16 protein-coding genes and 1 CRISPR repeat array are annotated in these 15,634 nt (G+C 64.6%); of the genes, 10 read left to right on the top strand and 6 right to left on the bottom strand.

Annotated elements, in window-relative coordinates:
• Positions 1 to 30: 30 nt before the first annotated feature.
• Entirely contained in the window at positions 31 to 1,002 is a 972-nt protein-coding gene (locus tag GYB81_RS08185) for a TAXI family TRAP transporter solute-binding subunit (RefSeq protein WP_161866726.1), read from the bottom strand.
• A gap of 285 nt (positions 1,003 to 1,287) precedes the next feature.
• Here GYB81_RS08185 and GYB81_RS08180 point away from each other — a divergent pair, with 285 nt between their 5' ends.
• From GYB81_RS08180 to GYB81_RS08165, 4 genes are all read left to right on the top strand, one after another.
• A complete protein-coding gene (locus GYB81_RS08180) occupies positions 1,288 to 1,605 on the top strand; it encodes a hypothetical protein (protein WP_161866727.1) in 318 nt (105 codons plus the stop codon).
• A gap of 145 nt (positions 1,606 to 1,750) precedes the next feature.
• On the top strand, positions 1,751 to 3,991 hold the full coding sequence (locus tag GYB81_RS08175; RefSeq protein WP_161897783.1) for a putative bifunctional diguanylate cyclase/phosphodiesterase: 2,241 nt from the start codon (positions 1,751 to 1,753) through the stop codon (positions 3,989 to 3,991).
• A gap of 115 nt (positions 3,992 to 4,106) precedes the next feature.
• On the top strand, positions 4,107 to 5,108 hold the full coding sequence (locus tag GYB81_RS08170; protein ID WP_161866729.1) for an LLM class flavin-dependent oxidoreductase: 1,002 nt from the start codon (positions 4,107 to 4,109) through the stop codon (positions 5,106 to 5,108).
• An 81-nt stretch (positions 5,109 to 5,189) separates the two neighbouring features.
• Positions 5,190 to 5,615: an OsmC family protein gene (locus tag GYB81_RS08165; protein ID WP_161866730.1), complete on the top strand. Its 426-nt coding sequence runs from the start codon at positions 5,190 to 5,192 to the stop codon at positions 5,613 to 5,615.
• Positions 5,616 to 5,664: 49 nt separating this feature from the next.
• On the opposite strand, the gene GYB81_RS08160 is transcribed toward GYB81_RS08165, so the two are convergent.
• The gene (locus GYB81_RS08160; RefSeq protein ID WP_161897782.1) at positions 5,665 to 6,087 is read right to left on the bottom strand and encodes a PA0061/PA0062 family lipoprotein; all 423 of its coding nucleotides are present in this window, start codon (positions 6,085 to 6,087) and stop codon (positions 5,665 to 5,667) included.
• 104 nt (positions 6,088 to 6,191) lie between these two features.
• On the opposite strand from GYB81_RS08160, the gene GYB81_RS08155 reads away from it, so the two are divergent.
• Positions 6,192 to 7,250, top strand: a complete 1,059-nt coding sequence (locus tag GYB81_RS08155; RefSeq protein ID WP_161897781.1) for an aminopeptidase — start codon at positions 6,192 to 6,194, stop codon at positions 7,248 to 7,250.
• 63 nt (positions 7,251 to 7,313) lie between these two features.
• A complete protein-coding gene (locus GYB81_RS08150) occupies positions 7,314 to 7,544 on the top strand; it encodes a DUF1161 domain-containing protein (protein WP_161866733.1) in 231 nt (76 codons plus the stop codon).
• A 78-nt stretch (positions 7,545 to 7,622) separates the two neighbouring features.
• On the opposite strand, the gene GYB81_RS08145 is transcribed toward GYB81_RS08150, so the two are convergent.
• From GYB81_RS08145 to GYB81_RS08135, 3 genes are all read right to left on the bottom strand, one after another.
• On the bottom strand, positions 7,623 to 8,270 hold the full coding sequence (locus GYB81_RS08145; RefSeq protein WP_161897780.1) for an HAD family hydrolase: 648 nt from the start codon (positions 8,268 to 8,270) through the stop codon (positions 7,623 to 7,625).
• A 402-nt stretch (positions 8,271 to 8,672) separates the two neighbouring features.
• Positions 8,673 to 9,061: direct repeats of the CRISPR family, unit length 28 nt; unit sequence CTTCACTGCCGTGTAGGCAGCTCAGAAA.
• 60 nt (positions 9,062 to 9,121) lie between these two features.
• Positions 9,122 to 9,622 (bottom strand): GNAT family N-acetyltransferase, encoded by a 501-nt coding sequence (locus GYB81_RS08140; RefSeq protein WP_178101867.1) that lies wholly within the window; start codon positions 9,620 to 9,622, stop codon positions 9,122 to 9,124.
• Positions 9,619 to 10,161, bottom strand: coding sequence for a gamma carbonic anhydrase family protein (locus GYB81_RS08135; protein WP_161866735.1), 543 nt, complete (start codon positions 10,159 to 10,161; stop codon positions 9,619 to 9,621). Before GYB81_RS08135 ends, GYB81_RS08140 begins: the two co-directional genes overlap by 4 nt.
• Before the next feature lie 121 nt (positions 10,162 to 10,282).
• On the opposite strand from GYB81_RS08135, the gene prlC reads away from it, so the two are divergent.
• Genes prlC through GYB81_RS08120 form a run of 3 tightly spaced genes read left to right on the top strand, consistent with a single transcriptional unit; the run spans position 10,283 to position 13,730 of the window.
• Positions 10,283 to 12,331 (top strand): oligopeptidase A, encoded by a 2,049-nt coding sequence (gene prlC / locus GYB81_RS08130; protein ID WP_161866736.1) that lies wholly within the window; start codon positions 10,283 to 10,285, stop codon positions 12,329 to 12,331.
• Positions 12,328 to 12,615 carry a YheV family putative zinc ribbon protein gene (locus tag GYB81_RS08125; protein WP_003241128.1) on the top strand — a complete coding sequence of 96 codons (288 nt, stop codon included), beginning with the start codon at positions 12,328 to 12,330 and terminating at the stop codon, positions 12,613 to 12,615. The genes prlC and GYB81_RS08125 overlap by 4 nt, the downstream gene beginning before the upstream one ends.
• A 26-nt stretch (positions 12,616 to 12,641) precedes the next feature.
• Positions 12,642 to 13,730, top strand: a complete 1,089-nt coding sequence (locus GYB81_RS08120) for a DUF3298 domain-containing protein (protein WP_161866737.1) — start codon at positions 12,642 to 12,644, stop codon at positions 13,728 to 13,730.
• 15 nt (positions 13,731 to 13,745) lie between these two features.
• Here the strand turns inward: GYB81_RS08120 and GYB81_RS08115 are convergent, their stop codons facing one another.
• Positions 13,746 to 14,537 carry an AraC family transcriptional regulator gene (locus tag GYB81_RS08115; protein ID WP_161866738.1) on the bottom strand — a complete coding sequence of 264 codons (792 nt, stop codon included), beginning with the start codon at positions 14,535 to 14,537 and terminating at the stop codon, positions 13,746 to 13,748.
• Positions 14,538 to 14,618: 81 nt separating this feature from the next.
• Here GYB81_RS08115 and GYB81_RS08110 point away from each other — a divergent pair, with 81 nt between their 5' ends.
• A complete protein-coding gene (locus tag GYB81_RS08110) occupies positions 14,619 to 15,605 on the top strand; it encodes a bile acid:sodium symporter family protein (protein ID WP_161866739.1) in 987 nt (328 codons plus the stop codon).
• The last annotated feature ends 29 nt before the right edge of the window (positions 15,606 to 15,634 follow it).

Genomic DNA, 15,634 nt, shown 5'->3' with positions numbered 1-15,634 from the left:
CGCGGTTTCGTCTAGCGCCGGGGTGCTGACTTACAGCCAGCCGCGCTCTTTGTAGTAACGCTCGGCACCTTCGTGCAGCGGGGCAGTCAGACCGACCTTGATCATGTCCTCTTCCTTCAGGTCAGCGAAGGCCGGGTGCAGACGCTTGAAGCGATCGATATTGTCGAACACCGACTTGACCAGCTGGTAGACCACTTCCGGATCAGCCTTGGCGCTGGTGGACAGCACGGCCTTGCCGCCGATGGACGGAGTCGGCTGGTCGTTGCCCTTGTACAGACCGCCTGGGATGTCAGCCTTGGTGTAGTAGGTCTTCTCGCCCAGCAGCTTGTCGATCTCGGCGCCGGTCACCGGAACCAGCACCGCGTCGGTGGTGGTGGTGGCTTCCTGGATCGCGCCGTTGGGATGACCAACGAAGTAGGTCATGGCGTCGATGTTGTTGTCGCCCAGTGCGCTGGCCTGCTCGGCCGGCTTCAGCTCGGCAGCCAGGGCGAAGGCGGAACGATCCCAGCCTTTGACGGCCATGATCTCTTCCAGGGTGTCGCGCTGACCGGAACCCGGGTTGCCGACGTTTACGCGCTTGCCCTTGAGGTCATCGAAGCTTTTGATGTTGGCGTCACGGCGGGCGAGGATGGTGAACACTTCGCTCTGCAGCGAGAACACCGCACGGATATCGCTCATCGCGCCTTCGGCTTCGAACGGCGCAGCGCCATTGAGGGCCTTGAACTGATGGTCGGACTGCATGATGCCGAAGTTGAATTCGCCGCTGCGAATGCCGTTCACGTTGGCCACGCCGCCACCGCTGGCCGGGGCGTTGCACTTGATACCGTGCTCGGCCGAGCCACGGTTGAGGAAGCGGCAGATGGACTGACCGGCTACGTAGTAGACGCCTGTCTGGCCGCCGGTGCCGATGGTGACGAATTTCTCTTCGGCCTGTGCCATGCCACTCAGGGCAGTGCCCGCGAGCGCGGCGGACAGGACCCATGCCAAGGATTTGCCTTTCATGGGAAATCTCCTTTTTCTGTTGTTTTTGAGCGAGCGCGCCTTGTGAGCGACGTCCGGGTGGGAAGTCTAACCGCTCACGGCGAATATGCACGCATTGTTGGCCAATCGGTCGTAACCGCTTGTGAGACGCGCTCCCCGGAAAGCTTCCCGCACGATCCCTGCCATTGCGTCCAGAGCGAGCGGGCCATGCGTCGATTCACCGCGGCCCGGACTGATCCTGATCAATAAAGCGCCAGCAGCGGCACCCTAGTATTGCTAGCCAATTGCCATATAGCGCGATCATCCATGTCTCGGACCCACCTGCTGCTTAGCCTGCCGGACACTGTTTCCAGCCAGCAGATAACCCATCTGCTGCGCGATCAGGCACCTCACTGTCAGGTGATCGATAGCCTCGACAGTTGCCAGCAGCAGCCGCTGTGCCGCTGGCTGCAACGCTTGCCGGTGGGCAGCCTGGGCGATGTGCAGAGCAATCTCGACGAGGCCATCGAGGTTCTCGAACGCACCCGACACGCCTTCAAGTCGGGCCAACTGGCCGAGCTGCGCAAACGCCTGAGCCAGCTGCGCGAAGAGTTGTCCACGCTGGGGCAATGCGGTAAAAGCTAAGCCTATTAGGTTCCGCCCCCGCGCGGAGACCGGCTTTGCCGGGCAGGACACAGGGCCTGCAAGACAGAGCGCCGCTGGCCGCCTTCCTTCGGGAAGCGCGGCCGGCGGCGCTTTTTTTTGCGCCGAGGAAAAGCACGAGGCTGAGATGGGCAACGAACAAGAATTCCAGGAACTGCTCCAACACATCGCCCCGGATCCGGAAGAGCTGCGGCAGCGCCTGCGTTTTCTCGACTGGCGTCAGGCTGACAACGAGCGTCTGGCGCGTTATGCGCAGCGCGTCGAACGCGCCAACCGGAACTTCGTCGACAGCCTTTATCAGGAACTGGCCGACTACCCGGCGCCAACAGCCATTCTCGGCGACAGGGCCGTCATCGAACGCCTCAAGCGAAGTCAGGCCGAGTACTACCGCGGCCTCTGGCAAAGCCCGCCGGATGAAGCCTACGTGCTGGAGCGGCTGCGCATCGGCTGGGTCCACCAGCGCGTGGGGGTCGATCTGAAGTGGTACCTTGGCGCCTATCGCCTGTACCTGGATCGTCTGCTCAGCGAACTGTTCGGCTCATCGGTGGCCAGCGACTGCTTCTCCAGCCTGATCAAGAAGGTGTTCTTCGACGTCGGCCTGGCCCTGGACAGCTACGGCGCCGCCCAGCGCAAGGCGCTGCAGGACAGCGAGGCACGCTATGCCCGTGCCATGCGTGGCGCCAACGACGGCCTGTGGGAATGGCAGCTGGAGCAGGATCAGCTGTACCTCTCCGAGCGCTGGATTCGCATGCTCGACCTTGACCGAGACAGCCTATCGCCCACCAGCCAGAGCTGGTTCAGCCGCGTACACAGTGATGATCTGCCCGGCCTGCGCCAGGCCATCGACAACCACCTGCGCGGCCTGTCGCCCTTCCTGCACCACGAGTACCGCATTCGCCGCCGCGACGGCAGCTACCTCTGGGTGCTGGTGCGCGGCGTCGCCGATACCTGCAGCAGCGGCCTGCGCCGCATGGCCGGCTCGCAGAGCGACATCAGCCAGCGCCGCGCCGCCGAGGAGCAACTGCACCATGCCGCGCGCCACGATCCGCTCACCGGCCTGGCCAACCGCGCCCGCCTCAGCGAGCTGCTGCAACAGGCGGTGCAGCGCCGCCAGCGTCCCGGCGCCCGCGAGGCTGCGCTGCTGTTCATCGACCTCGATCGCTTCAAGCTGATCAACGACAGCCTCGGCCACCAGGCCGGCGACCGGGTGCTGGTGGAAGTGGCCGAACGCCTCAGCCACTGCCTGCGCCCGGGCGATCATCTGGCGCGCTTCGGCGGTGACGAGTTCGTCGCCCTGCTCGACGACCTGGCCTGCATGGGCGACGCCGAACGGGTCGCCCAACGCATGCTCGACAGTCTGCACACACCGCTGCGGCTACCGGAGCAGACCTTGTCGGTCAGTGCCAGCATCGGCATCGCCGGCCTGCAGGAATGCGGTCAGCCACTGGACCCGCTGCAGGCCGCCGATCTGGCGTTATACCGCGCTAAGAGCGCGGGCAAGGCGCAATTTGCCCGCTACAGCAGCGAGCTGCAGCAGCAGGCGCAACGCCAGCTGGAACTGCAAAGCGCCCTCGCCCAGGCCAGCACGCGCGGCGAGCTGCGCCTGGTGTACCAGCCGATCTGCCAGCTGGACGGCAACCAGCCGCGGCTGATCGGGGTGGAAGCACTGCTGCGCTGGCAGCATCAAGGCCGTGAAATCTCACCGTTGGAGTTCATCCCTTGCCTGGAAGAGTCCGGCGAAATCCTTGCAGTCGGCGACTGGGTGCTGCAGCAGGCGTGCAGCCAGGTGCGCAACTGGCAGCTGAGTGGGCAGCCGCACTTGCGCTGCTCGGTCAACCTGTCCAGCCGCCAGTTGCAGCAGAGCGATTTCGCTGCGCGCGTCGCCGATATCCTCAGGCACAGCGGGCTGCCGCCGTCGAGCCTGGTGCTGGAAATCACCGAAAGCCAGTTGATGGAAGACAGCGCGCAGAACCTGGCTTGCCTGCGTGAGCTGGCCAGCCTCGGCATCCAACTGGCGCTGGACGACTTCGGCACCGGCTACTCCTCGCTCGGCTACCTCAAGCGCTTCCCGCTGCACATCATCAAGGTGGACAAGAGCTTCATCGCCGGCGCACCGCAGGACAGCGAGTCGCTGGCCATCAGCCGGGCGATCATCGGCCTCGGCCGCAGCCTGGGCCTGGCGGTGGTGGCCGAGGGCGTGGAAAAGCAGGCGCAGCTCGATTTTCTCTGCAACGAAGGTTGCCACTATGCGCAGGGTTACTGGTTCGGCCGGCCGCGTGCACCGCATGAGTTGCAGCGCCTGCTCAGCGGCGAGGACTGCTTCGATGGCCTGTGGTGTCCGCTGCGCGCAGAGGGAATACAGGCATAACGCGCCGCTCGCGCCGGCACATTATCCGCGTCGATGATGACTATCCCTGCGCATCACGTGCGCGGCCGCGAGCCAAGGGGTTAGAGTAGCCGGCCATGCAACGAGGAGACTCCCCATGAGCCGACTGGCCTCCATCAAGCTCTCCACCCTCGACCTGGCGCCTATCCGCGATGACGGCGATGCCGCCCAGGCCCTGCACAATTCACTGGCGCTGGCCCGGCACGTCGAAAGCCTCGGCTTCGAGCGCTTCTGGGTGGCCGAACACCACAACATGGACGGCATCGCCAGCTCCGCCACGTCCGTCCTGCTTGGCTATCTCGCTGCCGGCACCTCGAGAATCCGCCTCGGCGCCGGCGGGGTGATGCTGCCCAACCATGCGCCACTGGTGATTGCCGAACAGTTCGGCACGCTCGCCACGCTCTACCCCGGACGGATCGAACTGGGTCTGGGCCGCGCGCCCGGTGCCGACCAGTACACCGCCCATGCCCTGCGCCGCAGCCGCGATGGCAGCGCCGACGACTTCCCCAATGACGTCGAGGAGCTGCAGACCTACCTCGGCCCGCGACAGGAAGGGCAACGAGTGATCGCCATGCCCGGCACCGGCACCAATGTGCCGATCTGGCTGCTCGGCTCCAGCCTGTTCAGCGCCCAGCTGGCCGGCATGAAAGGGCTGCCCTACGCCTTCGCCTCGCACTTCGCGCCGCGCTATCTGCATGAGGCGATCCGCATCTACCGCAACCACTTCCGCCCCTCGGACGTGCTGGACAAGCCCTACGTGATGCTCGGCGTGCCGCTGCTGGCAGCCGACAGCGACGAGCAGGCGCAGCATCTGGCCACCTCGGCGTTCCAGCGCATCCTCGCGTTGATCCGCGGCCAGAGTCTGGTGCAGCGCGCGCCAGTGGCGAGCATGGAAGGCTTGTGGCTGCCGCATGAGCGCCAGGCCGTCAGCGAGTTTCTCGGCCTGGCCGCCATCGGTGGGCCGCAGACCGTACGCCAGCGCCTGGAACAATTGCTCGAACAAACCGAGGCGGATGAACTGATCTTCACCTGCGACATGTACGACTTCGCCGACCGCCTGCACGCCTTCGACATTCTGGCCGAGCTGCAACGCGGCTAGCAGAACTTGTAAGCGTGACAACCCTCTGAAACAGAGCAGGCCGCCAGATCGGCGGCCTCGTTCACTCATTGGGAGACGCATATGAAGAAGACAGCTTCGGCCCACTGGCAGGGCGGCATCAAGGACGGCAAGGGCACCATCTCCACCCAGAGCGGCGCGCTCAAGGATTCCCCTTACGGCTTCAACACCCGTTTCGAGGACAAGCCCGGCACCAACCCCGAAGAGCTGATCGGTGCCGCCCACGCCGGCTGTTTTTCCATGGCCCTGTCCAAAGAGCTGGGCGAAGCCGGCATGACCGCCGAGAGCATCGAAACCACGGCGCAGGTGACCCTGGACAAGGTCGATGGCGGCTTCGAAATCAGCGCGGTGCACCTGACTCTGCGCGCAAAGATTCCGGGCGCCGAGCGCTCTGCCTTCGAGAAAGCCGTGGAAGCGGCCAAGACCGGCTGCCCGGTGTCCAAGGTGCTCAAGGCGACCATCACCCTGGAAGGCATACTCGAAGCCTGAGCCAACCCCGGCGACGCACCCGACGCTCAGTGGGGTGCGCCGTGCCGCCTCAGATCGCCGTGCCGCAGCGCAGCACCTCGCCACGTGCCAGCACGTTGCGCTGCTCGTCATACAGCCAGGCCTGCGCCTTCATCAGTTGCTGGCGCGCCTCGAGGCGATAACGCCGGCCCGCGGCGAAGTCGTCATAGCGCAGGCGAATCTCGCAGGTCATGCGCAGCGGTTCGCTCTGCATGCCCAGGGTCGCCCCGCTGCGCACCTCGAACTGAAAGCGCGTTTGCAGCTCATGCTGGCCCGGCGTCACCTGAAAGTAACGGCCATCCGGCCAGCGCTTGTCGTCCAGACGATCAGCCATCAGCAGGGTGTCGGCAGTGGAATACAGTTCGACCCAGGCCTGCTGCGGATCGGGCTTGGGCAGGGGTGAAGCGCAGGCCCCGAGCAGTATCAGGGCGGGAGCGAGAAGCAGGGCGCGCATGGCGACCTCCGATAAGGGTTCGGATACCAGCCTACACCGGGAAGCCGGCAAAACCGAGGCGAAAGGGGCTGGAGACAACCCACGCGATCAGCTAGCGTGACGGCATGCCCAACGCCTGCCCTATCGACCTGTTACGCCGCATCGCGGTTCCCCTGCTCGCCCTGCTGCTGGGCGGCTGCTCGACCGTCGATTACTACGCGCATCTCGGCCAGGGCCAATGGCAGCTGCTGCAGGCGCGCCAGCCCGTCGAACGCATGCTCCAAGACCCTGCCACCGATCCTGATCTGGCCAGGCGCCTGGCGCTGAGCCAGCAGGCACGCGACTTCGCCAGCACGCAGTTGCAGTTGCCTGAAAACCGTAGTTATCGGCTATACGCCGACCTTGAGCGCCCCTTCGTGGTGTGGAATGTGTTCGCCACGCCGGAGTTTTCCCTCGAGCCCGAGCTGCACTGCTTTCCCATCGCCGGCTGCGTCGCCTATCGCGGCTACTACCAGCAGGGCCGGGCACGCGGCGCCGCTGCACTGCTGCGCCAGCAGGGGCTGGATACCTACATCGGCGGCGTGGAGGCCTACTCGACCCTGGGCTGGTTCGACGATCCGCTGCTCAGCACCATGCTGCGCTGGAGCGACGAACGCTTCATCGCGGTGATCTTCCACGAACTGGCGCACCAGCAGTATTACCTGCCGGGGGATACCGCCTTCAACGAGTCCTTCGCCACCTTCGTCGAGCGCGAGGGGCTGCGCCAGTGGCACGCGGCCCGTGGTGAAACGCCGCCAGCCAGCGATGACCGTCAGCGCCAGCAGTTCATCGAACTGGTGCTGGCCAGTCGCGAGCGCCTCAAGCAGCTCTATGCCAGCGAGCTGCCGGAGCAAGCCATGCGCGCCGCCAAGCAGGCCGAGTTCGAGCGCCTGCGCCACGACTACCGCGCCATGCGCCAACAATGGGGGGGTCAGGGCCGCTATGACGCCTGGATCGAAGGCCCGCTGAACAACGCCAAGCTGCTGCCCTTCGGCCTCTATGACCAGTGGGTGCCGGCTTTCGCTGCGCTGTTCGAGGAGCAAGGACGAGATTGGCGCGCGTTCTACGCAGCAGTCGCTGCGCTCGGTCGCCAGCCCGAAGCGGATCGTCGGGCCAGGTTGGAAAGCCTGCTGCAAAACGACTAGAACTGCTGGGCAAATTGCCAGTCCAACCTACTCAGGTTTCGCCCAACACTGGAGGTACAAGCGATGCAACGACTGATTCCCGCCCTGGCCCTGATGCTTCTGGCTGGCGGCGCGCTGGCCGCGCCCAAGCCCTGCGAAGAACTCAAGCAGGAAATCGAAACGAAGATTCAGGCCAACAATGTGCCCAGTTACACCCTGGAAATCGTGCCCAACGACGAAGTTCAGGATCAGAGCATGGTTGTCGGCAGCTGCGACGGCGGCACCAAGAAGATCATTTATCAGCGTAACGGCTGATACACCCCGGTAGGAGCGAGCTTGCTAGCGAAGCTTTCGCTTTCATTCATTCGCGAGCAGAGCTCGCTCCTACAGTTCTCAGCAGCCGAACGCCCGGTGCATCTCTTCCAGCGTCTCGAAATGAAAGGCCGGCGCCTCGCCGACGAGCTCCTCACGGCTGCCGAAGCCATAGCCCACCGCCACAGCCTGCAAACCATTGCTGCGCGCGCCGATCAGGTCGTGCTTGCGATCACCGATCATTAGCGCCGAGTCAGGCGCCACCTGTTCCGACTCCAGAAGATGTGCCAGCAGCTCCACCTTGTTGGTGCGCGTGCCATCCAGCTCACTGCCATAGATGCGCTTGAAGTAGCGATCGAAACCGAAATGCCGGGCGATTTCCTCGGCGAATACCGTCGGTTTGCTGGTGGCGATATACAGCGTACGCCCCTGCGCCACCAATGCTTCGAGCAGCGCCTCGACACCCTCGAACACGCGATTCTCGTAGAGACCGGTGACCCGGAAGCGCTCGCGGTAATGATTCACCGCCTGCCAGCCGGTGGCCTCGTCCAGCGCATAGGTCGCCATGAAGCACTGCAGCAAGGGCGGGCCGATGAAGTGCTCCAGCGCGGTCAGATCCGGCTCATCGATCCCCAACTTGGCCAGGGCGTACTGCACCGAACGGGTGATGCCCTCGCGCGGGTCGGTGAGGGTGCCGTCGAGGTCGAATAGGATGGTGGAGTGATGCATGAGGCTTCAGGCTTCGGCAGTTCGGGGGGCACACAGCATAAGGCAATTGCCGGCGCCACCCAACGCCGCGCCATCCCGAGCGCGGACCGTGCCAAAGCCGGGCATGTCGCTGTCACCCGATTCACAAGCGGGCACGCCGGCAAAAACACCGCGACGAAATTGCTGAGCTGCCTATTCGGCAGTGGAGGTTAAGCCCTTGCAGTACTACCTGGAGTTTTATTTCTGAGCTGCCTATTCGGCAGTGAAGTTCAGCGGTGTTATGAGCCGCGCTCGCGAGCCTTTCTGAGCTGCCTATTCGGCAGTGAAGCAGAGTCGCGCTGTACACCGGGAATATCTCTATTTCTGAGCTGCCTATTCGGCAGCTCAGAAATCTATCCCCATTTCGATTCCTGGGATGCCGCACTTCACTGCCGTGTAGGCAGCTCAGAAACTGCACCCGATGGACCGTGCGGCCGTGACCTTGCTTCACTGCCGTGTAGGCAGCTCAGAAAAGCACCGGAGCGACAACGGCGAAGTGCCCGCCCTTCACTGCCGTGTAGGCAGCTCAGAAAAGTTGCTGGCCGCGCCGTACGCGCCGTTGCGCCTTCACTGCCGTGTAGGCAGCTCAGAAAGCCGAGCGGCTGCTCGCTGGCGTATCGCAGGCCTTCACTGCCGTGTAGGCAGCTCAGAAAGTCACCGTCAATCGTTGATCTATCGCCAGAAACTTCACTGCCGTGTAGGCAGCTCAGAAATGGCTCAAGCTGGTCCCGGCCTGGGCCTGGCCCTTCACTGCCGTGTAGGCAGCTCAGAAATGCACCCAGCGGCGCCCGACGTTGACGGTGAACTTCACTGCCGTGCAGGCAGCCCGGGCCTCACACACCCAGCGCGCGAAACATCACATAGCAATCCACCAACCCATGCCTGGCGTGACGGTAGACCTTGGGTAAGGTGCCGACTATCTCGAAACCGTGCTTCTGCCATAGCGCCACGGCCACCGTGTTGGTGGCCACCACGCTGTTGAACTGCATGGCGCTGAAATCCAGTTCGCGCGCCACTTCCAGCGAATGGGCGCAGAGCCGGCCGGCGATGCCGCGACCGCGTGCAGCCGGAGCGGTCATATAGCCGCAGTTGCACACATGGTCGCCGGGACCTGCGGCATTGGCCTTGATGTAGTAGGTGCCGAGAATCTGCCCATCCTGTTCGGCGACGAAGGTGGCGCGCGGCAGTTCGACCCAGAGTTTCCAGGCCGTGTCGCGATCCATGTCGGGGTCGAAGGCGTAGGTTTCCTGCGCCTGCACCACGTCACGGATGATCGGCCAGACCTGGTCGAAATCGGCCACCTCGATGGGGCGGATGATCAGTTCGCCACTCACTGGTCGTAACCTTCGGCCAGATGCTGGTCCTTGAGCTTCACGTAGTTGCCCGCTGTGTAGCTGAAAAAGTTGCGCTCCTTGTCGGTCAGCGCACGTGCCTGTTTCACCGGGCTGCCGACGTACAGGTAGCCGCTTTCCAGGCGCTTGCCCGGCGGCACCAGAGAACCCGCGCCGATGATCACTTCGTCCTCGACCACCGCGCCGTCCATGACGATGCTGCCCATGCCGACCAGGATGCGGTTGCCCAGGGTGCAGCCATGCAGGGTGACCTTGTGCCCGACGGTCACTTCGTCGCCGATGATCAGCGGATAGCCATCAGGGTTGAACGGGCCGGCGTGGGTAATGTGCAGCACGCTGCCGTCCTGCACGCTGGTGCGCGCGCCGATGCGGATGCGGTGCATATCGCCGCGAATCACGGTCAGCGGCCACACCGAGCTGTCCTCCCCCAGCTCCACGTCGCCGATCACCACGGCAGAGGCATCGACGAAGACGCGCGCGCCCAGTTGCGGGAGGTGTTGCTGGTATTTGCGAATCGCCACGATAGAGGCTCCTGGGCTGCGGGAAAGCTTGATTGTAATTAAGATGGCCCCCATATCGACTGCAATCGCCCTGGGATTTTCCCCGGCGCAGCCTCTCTTCCTTCGCCACAGGTGCCTCGTCGTGACCGCGAACAATCCCCTGCTGCAAGACTTCGACCTGCCGCCCTACTCGCAGATCAAACCCGAGCACGTCGAGCCCGCCGTCGACCAGATCCTGGCCGACAGCCGCGCGGCCATCGCCAAGCTGCTTGAACAGCAGCAGACCAATCCGAGCTGGGAGGGCCTGGTGCTGGCACTGGACGAACTGGGCGCACGCCTGGGCCGCGCCTGGAGCCCGGTGAGCCATCTCAACTCGGTGTGCAACAGTCCTGAGCTGCGCGCCGCCTATGAGGCCTGCCTGCCCAAGCTGTCCGAGTACTGGACCGAAATGGGCCAGAACAAGCCGCTGTTCCAGGCCTACGAGGCGCTGGCGCAGAGCCCGGCGGCCGCCGATTTCGACGTGGCGCAGAAGACCATCCTCGAACACGCCCTGCGCGATTTCCGCCTCTCCGGTATCGACCTGCCGGCCGAGCAGCAGAAGCGCTACGGCGAAATCCAGATGCGCCTGTCCGAGCTGACCAGCAAGTTCTCCAACCAGCTGCTCGACGCCACCCAGGCCTGGACCAAGCACGTCACCGACGAAGCGCGCCTGAGCGGCCTGACCGATTCGGCCAAGGCGCAGATGAAGCAGGCTGCCGAGGCCAAGGGCCTGGACGGCTGGCTGATCACCCTGGAGTTCCCCAGCTACTACGCGGTGATGACCTACGCCGACGACCGCGCCCTGCGCGAAGAGGTGTATGCCGCCTACTGCACCCGCGCCTCCGACCAGGGGCCGAACGCCGGGCAGAACGACAACGGCCCGCTGATGGCCGAGATTCTCGACCTGCGCCAGGAAATGGCACGCCTGCTCGGCTTCACCAACTACAGCGAGCTGAGCCTGGCCAGCAAGATGGCCGAGTCCACCGATCAGGTGCTGAGCTTCCTGCGCGACCTGGCGGTGCGCAGCAAGCCCTTCGCCGAGCAGGACCTGGCCGAACTGAAAGCCTTCGCCGCCGAACAGGGCCTGAATGACCTGCAAAGCTGGGACGTCGGCTACTACAGCGAGAAGCTGCGCCAGCAGCGCTACAGCATCTCCCAGGAAGAAGTACGCGCCTGGTTCCCGGTGGACAAGGTGCTCAACGGCCTGTTCGCCATCGTGCAGAAGCTCTACGGCATCGAGATTCGCGAGCTGAAAGACTTCGACACCTGGCACCCGGACGTGCGCCTGTTCGAGATCAGCGAGAACGGCCAGCACGTCGGCCGCTTCTTCTTCGACCTCTACGCCCGCGCCAACAAGCGTGGCGGTGCCTGGATGGACGGCGCCCGCGACAAGCGCCGCGACACCCAGGGCAAGCTGATCGCCCCGGTGGCCAACCTGGTGTGCAACTTCACCCCGCCGGTCGGCGGCAAGCCGGCGCTGCTGACCCACGACGAGGTCACCACCCTGTTCCACGAGTTCGGCCATGGCCTGCATCACCTGCTGACCCGCGTCGAGCACGCCGGCGCCTCGGGCATCAACGGCGTGGCCTGGGATGCAGTCGAGCTGCCCAGCCAGTTCATGGAGAACTGGTGCTGGGAGCCCGAAGGCCTGGCGCTGATTTCCGGCCACCATGAGACCGGCGAGGCGCTGCCGCAGGCCATGCTGGACAAGATGCTGGCGGCGAAGAACTTCCAGTCCGGGCTGATGATGGTGCGTCAGCTGGAGTTCTCGCTGTTCGACTTCGAGCTGCACGCCAGCCACGGCGACGGTCGCAGCGTGCTGGACGTGCTCGAAGGCGTGCGCGCCGAAGTCTCGGTACTGCGCCCGCCGGCCTACAACCGCTTCGCCAACGGCTTTGCGCACATTTTCGCCGGCGGCTATGCGGCCGGTTACTACAGCTACAAGTGGGCCGAAGTGCTCAGCGCCGATGCCTTCTCGAAATTCGAGGAAGAAGGCGTGTTCAACGCCGATACCGGCCGCGCCTTCCGCGAAGCCATCCTGGCCCGTGGCGGTTCGCAGGAACCCATGGTGCTGTTCGTCGACTTCCGCGGCCGCGAGCCGAGCATCGATGCCCTGTTGCGTCACCTCGGCCTGAGCCAGGAGGCCGCATGAGCGATGCGCCTGTGAACAGCACCCCGAAACGCTTTATCGCCGGCGCCGTGTGCCCGGCGTGCAGCGAGACCGACAGCATCAAGATGTGGAACGTCGACGGCGTACCGCACCGCGAATGCGTGAAGTGCGGCTACGCCGACACCCTCGATGCGCGCGGCAACTCGGTGCCCAAGGAGCTGCCGACCCGGGTCAACGTCAGCGGTCTCAAGCCCAAGGCGGCCGATCCCAATGTGCAGGCCGTGCAGTTCTTCCCCAATCCCAAGCTGAAAAAGCCGAGCGAGTAACTCGACTTCTGGCCATGGAGGGCCTTATGCGTTTTCTTTCTCTTTTACTGCTTAGCGCCGCCTTGCCGGTGGCAGCCGAGCTGCGCTTCGAAGACCTTGAAGCCAAGCGCAGCGACTGGGCGACCTATCGCTTCCCCGTGCTGCAAGGCGACAGCCTGGCGGTGCGGCGCATCAACACTTTCCTGCACGCCATGGAACTGGAAGGGCTGCCTGGGCGCTTCGAGCGTTCACCTTTCGAGCGCATCTGGCCGAAGGAAGGTGAAATCTGGGGCACCAATAGCCTGGATTACCGGATCGATGCCGAACAACCAGGTTTCCTGTCCCTGACCATCAGCGGCGAATACACCGGGGCCTATACCAGCATGGGCCATGTCACTTACCTGTTCGATCTGGCCAGCGGCCACCCCATAGGCCTGAGCCAGCTCTTCACATCGGCCGGTCTGCAGCGCCTGGGCGAACGCATCGGCCGGGAACGAAGCAAGCGCATCGAAGACTATCTGGCCGGCATCCCCGTCCCTAGCGGATATGGCGACGAGCAGGTATCGCTCTCCCCTGACGACCACGACGAATACAGCGACGAACAGCGCGGCATGTATCGACATTGCCTGCCCAGTCGCAGCGCTGCCGACCTTCGCTACGACCGCCTGCAACTCGGCAAACAACGACTGACGCTGACCGCCGGCGGTTGCGCTCCCCACGCAGCTCGCGCTCTGGATGACCTCGGCGACTTCGTCAACCGCGTGCCCTACGCCGAGCTTGACGCTGACCTCAGCACCTACGGGCGCTGCCTGCTGCTGGAGCGACGCAGTGACTGCCAGCATCCAGGCGATCTGAAGGCTGGCGGCGTGTACTGGGGCAAGATCGACGGCCGCTACCCCATCACCCTGATCGTAGGCACCAGCGAGAACAGCCGCCCGCAGTCCAGCGCCTACTTCTACGACAAGTACGCCACGCGTATCGAGCTGGATGGTCGAGATTTGCGCGACGGCTGCCTGCGCCTGCAGGAAGGCGGCGACACGCCGGCCCGCTTCGATCTGCAGCTACGAGCGGACGGCACGTTGCGCGGCACCTGGCAACAGGTCGGTGGCAAGGCGCTCGCCGTGGAGCTGCAGTAAAGCGCCAAGGCACAGCTACTCGCGAAAGAACTCCCCCGGAGTTACGCCGAACTGCTGGCGAAAGGCAGCGATAAAGGCCGACAGCGAGTCGTAACCACAGGCCAGCGCCACGTCGGTGACGCGTTCGCCCTGCTCCAGCGGCGCCAGCGCATCGAGCAGGCGCTGACGCTGGCGCCAGGCGCGGAAACTCAGACCGGTTTCGCGCAGGAACAGCCGGCTCAGGGTCTTTTCCGATACGCCCAGGCGCGCAGCCCATTCCCCCAGGCCAAGCTGACGCAGGTTGGCATCTTCCAGCCCCTGGCACACCTCGCGCAGCCGCGCATCCTGTGGCAGCGGCAACATCAGCGCGACTTCCGGTGCGGCCTGCAGCTCATCCAGCAACACCGCGGCCAGCCGGCCCGGCGCGCCCTGTTCGTCGTATTCGGCCGGCAGAGCGCTGAAGCGACGGATCAGCTCGCGCAGCAGCGGGCTGACCGCCAGCACCCGACACGCGCCCGGCCCCCAGGGTACCGCTTCGCCATCGATGTACAGGCTACGCATTTCGGTGCGCGGCGAGCTGAACACGCGGTGCTCGACGCCGGCCGGCACCCACACCGCGCGCTGCGGTGGAGCGACGAAGCGCGCGCCGGCGGTCTGCACCTCGAGCACGCCGGCGATGGCATAGGACAGCTGTACCCAGGGGTGCGTATGGCGAAAGGTCAGCGCCCGGTTGGTCAGCGACTCGACCCGGCCATACAGCGGCCGTGGCAGGCTCGGCAGCTCGGGAAGGTTACGATAGAAGGCTGCTGGATGTCTGTTTGGCGACACTTGCTGGCTCTTTGGCGTTAGTCGGAAGTTCTCGATGACGATAATGTGGCGACCTTCCGTATCGCAAGCCCGAGATTCGCCATGTTCCTGCGCCGCCTGTTACCCGATGCCTTCACCCTGACTCTGCTTGCCGTGGTGCTCGCTGCCACGCTGCTGCCTGCCAGCGGCCAGATCGCAACGATCTTCGAGTGGATCACCAACCTGGCCATCGCTCTGCTGTTCTTCCTGCATGGCGCCAAGCTGTCGCGCCAGGCGATCGTCGCAGGCGCCGGACACTGGCGCCTGCACCTGCTGGTGTTCTCCTGCACCTTCATACTCTTCCCGCTGCTCGGCCTTGCGCTCAAGCCGGCGCTGGAGCCGTTGCTGGGCAATGAGCTGTATCTGGGCATGCTCTACCTATGTGCCCTGCCGGCCACCGTGCAGTCGGCCATCGCCTTCACCTCGCTGGCGCGCGGCAATATCCCGGCAGCCATCTGCAGCGCGGCGGCGTCCAGCCTGCTCGGCATCTTCGTCACCCCGTTGTTGGTGGCGCTGCTGATGGGCGTGCAGGGTGACAGCGGCTCGACCCTCGACGCCATCGGCAAGATCAGCCTGCAACTGCTGCTGCCGTTCGTCCTCGGCCAGATCGCCCAGCGCTGGATCGGCGCCTGGGTGACGAAGAACAAGAGCTGGCTGAAATACGTGGACCAGAGCTCGATCCTGCTGGTGGTTTACACCGCCTTCAGCGCCGCTGTGATCGGCGGCCTGTGGCAGGAGGTACCGCTGCTCACCCTGCTGGCCGTGACCTTCGCCTGCTGCGTATTGCTGGCCCTGGCCCTGGTGCTGACTCATTTGCTGGGCAAATGGCTGGGCTTCAGCCTGGAGGACCGCATCACCATTCTTTTCTGCGGTTCGAAAAAGAGCCTGGCCACCGGGGTGCCCATGGCGCAGGTGCTATTCGCTGGCGGCGCCATCGGCGTGCTGATTCTGCCGCTGATGCTGTTCCACCAGATCCAGCTGATGGTCTGCGCGGTGCTGGCGCAGCGTTACGCCAAGCGCGAAGAGGCACCGCAGACCGCGGCGGCTTGATCTTCACGCGACGGAAGGGACTTGCTCGG

Origin of the sequence: Pseudomonas yangonensis (assembly GCF_009932725.1) — a bacterium.
GTDB classification, from domain to species: Bacteria; Pseudomonadota; Gammaproteobacteria; order Pseudomonadales; family Pseudomonadaceae; genus Aquipseudomonas; species Aquipseudomonas yangonensis.
This window is presented reverse-complemented; position numbering and strand designations above follow the sequence as displayed.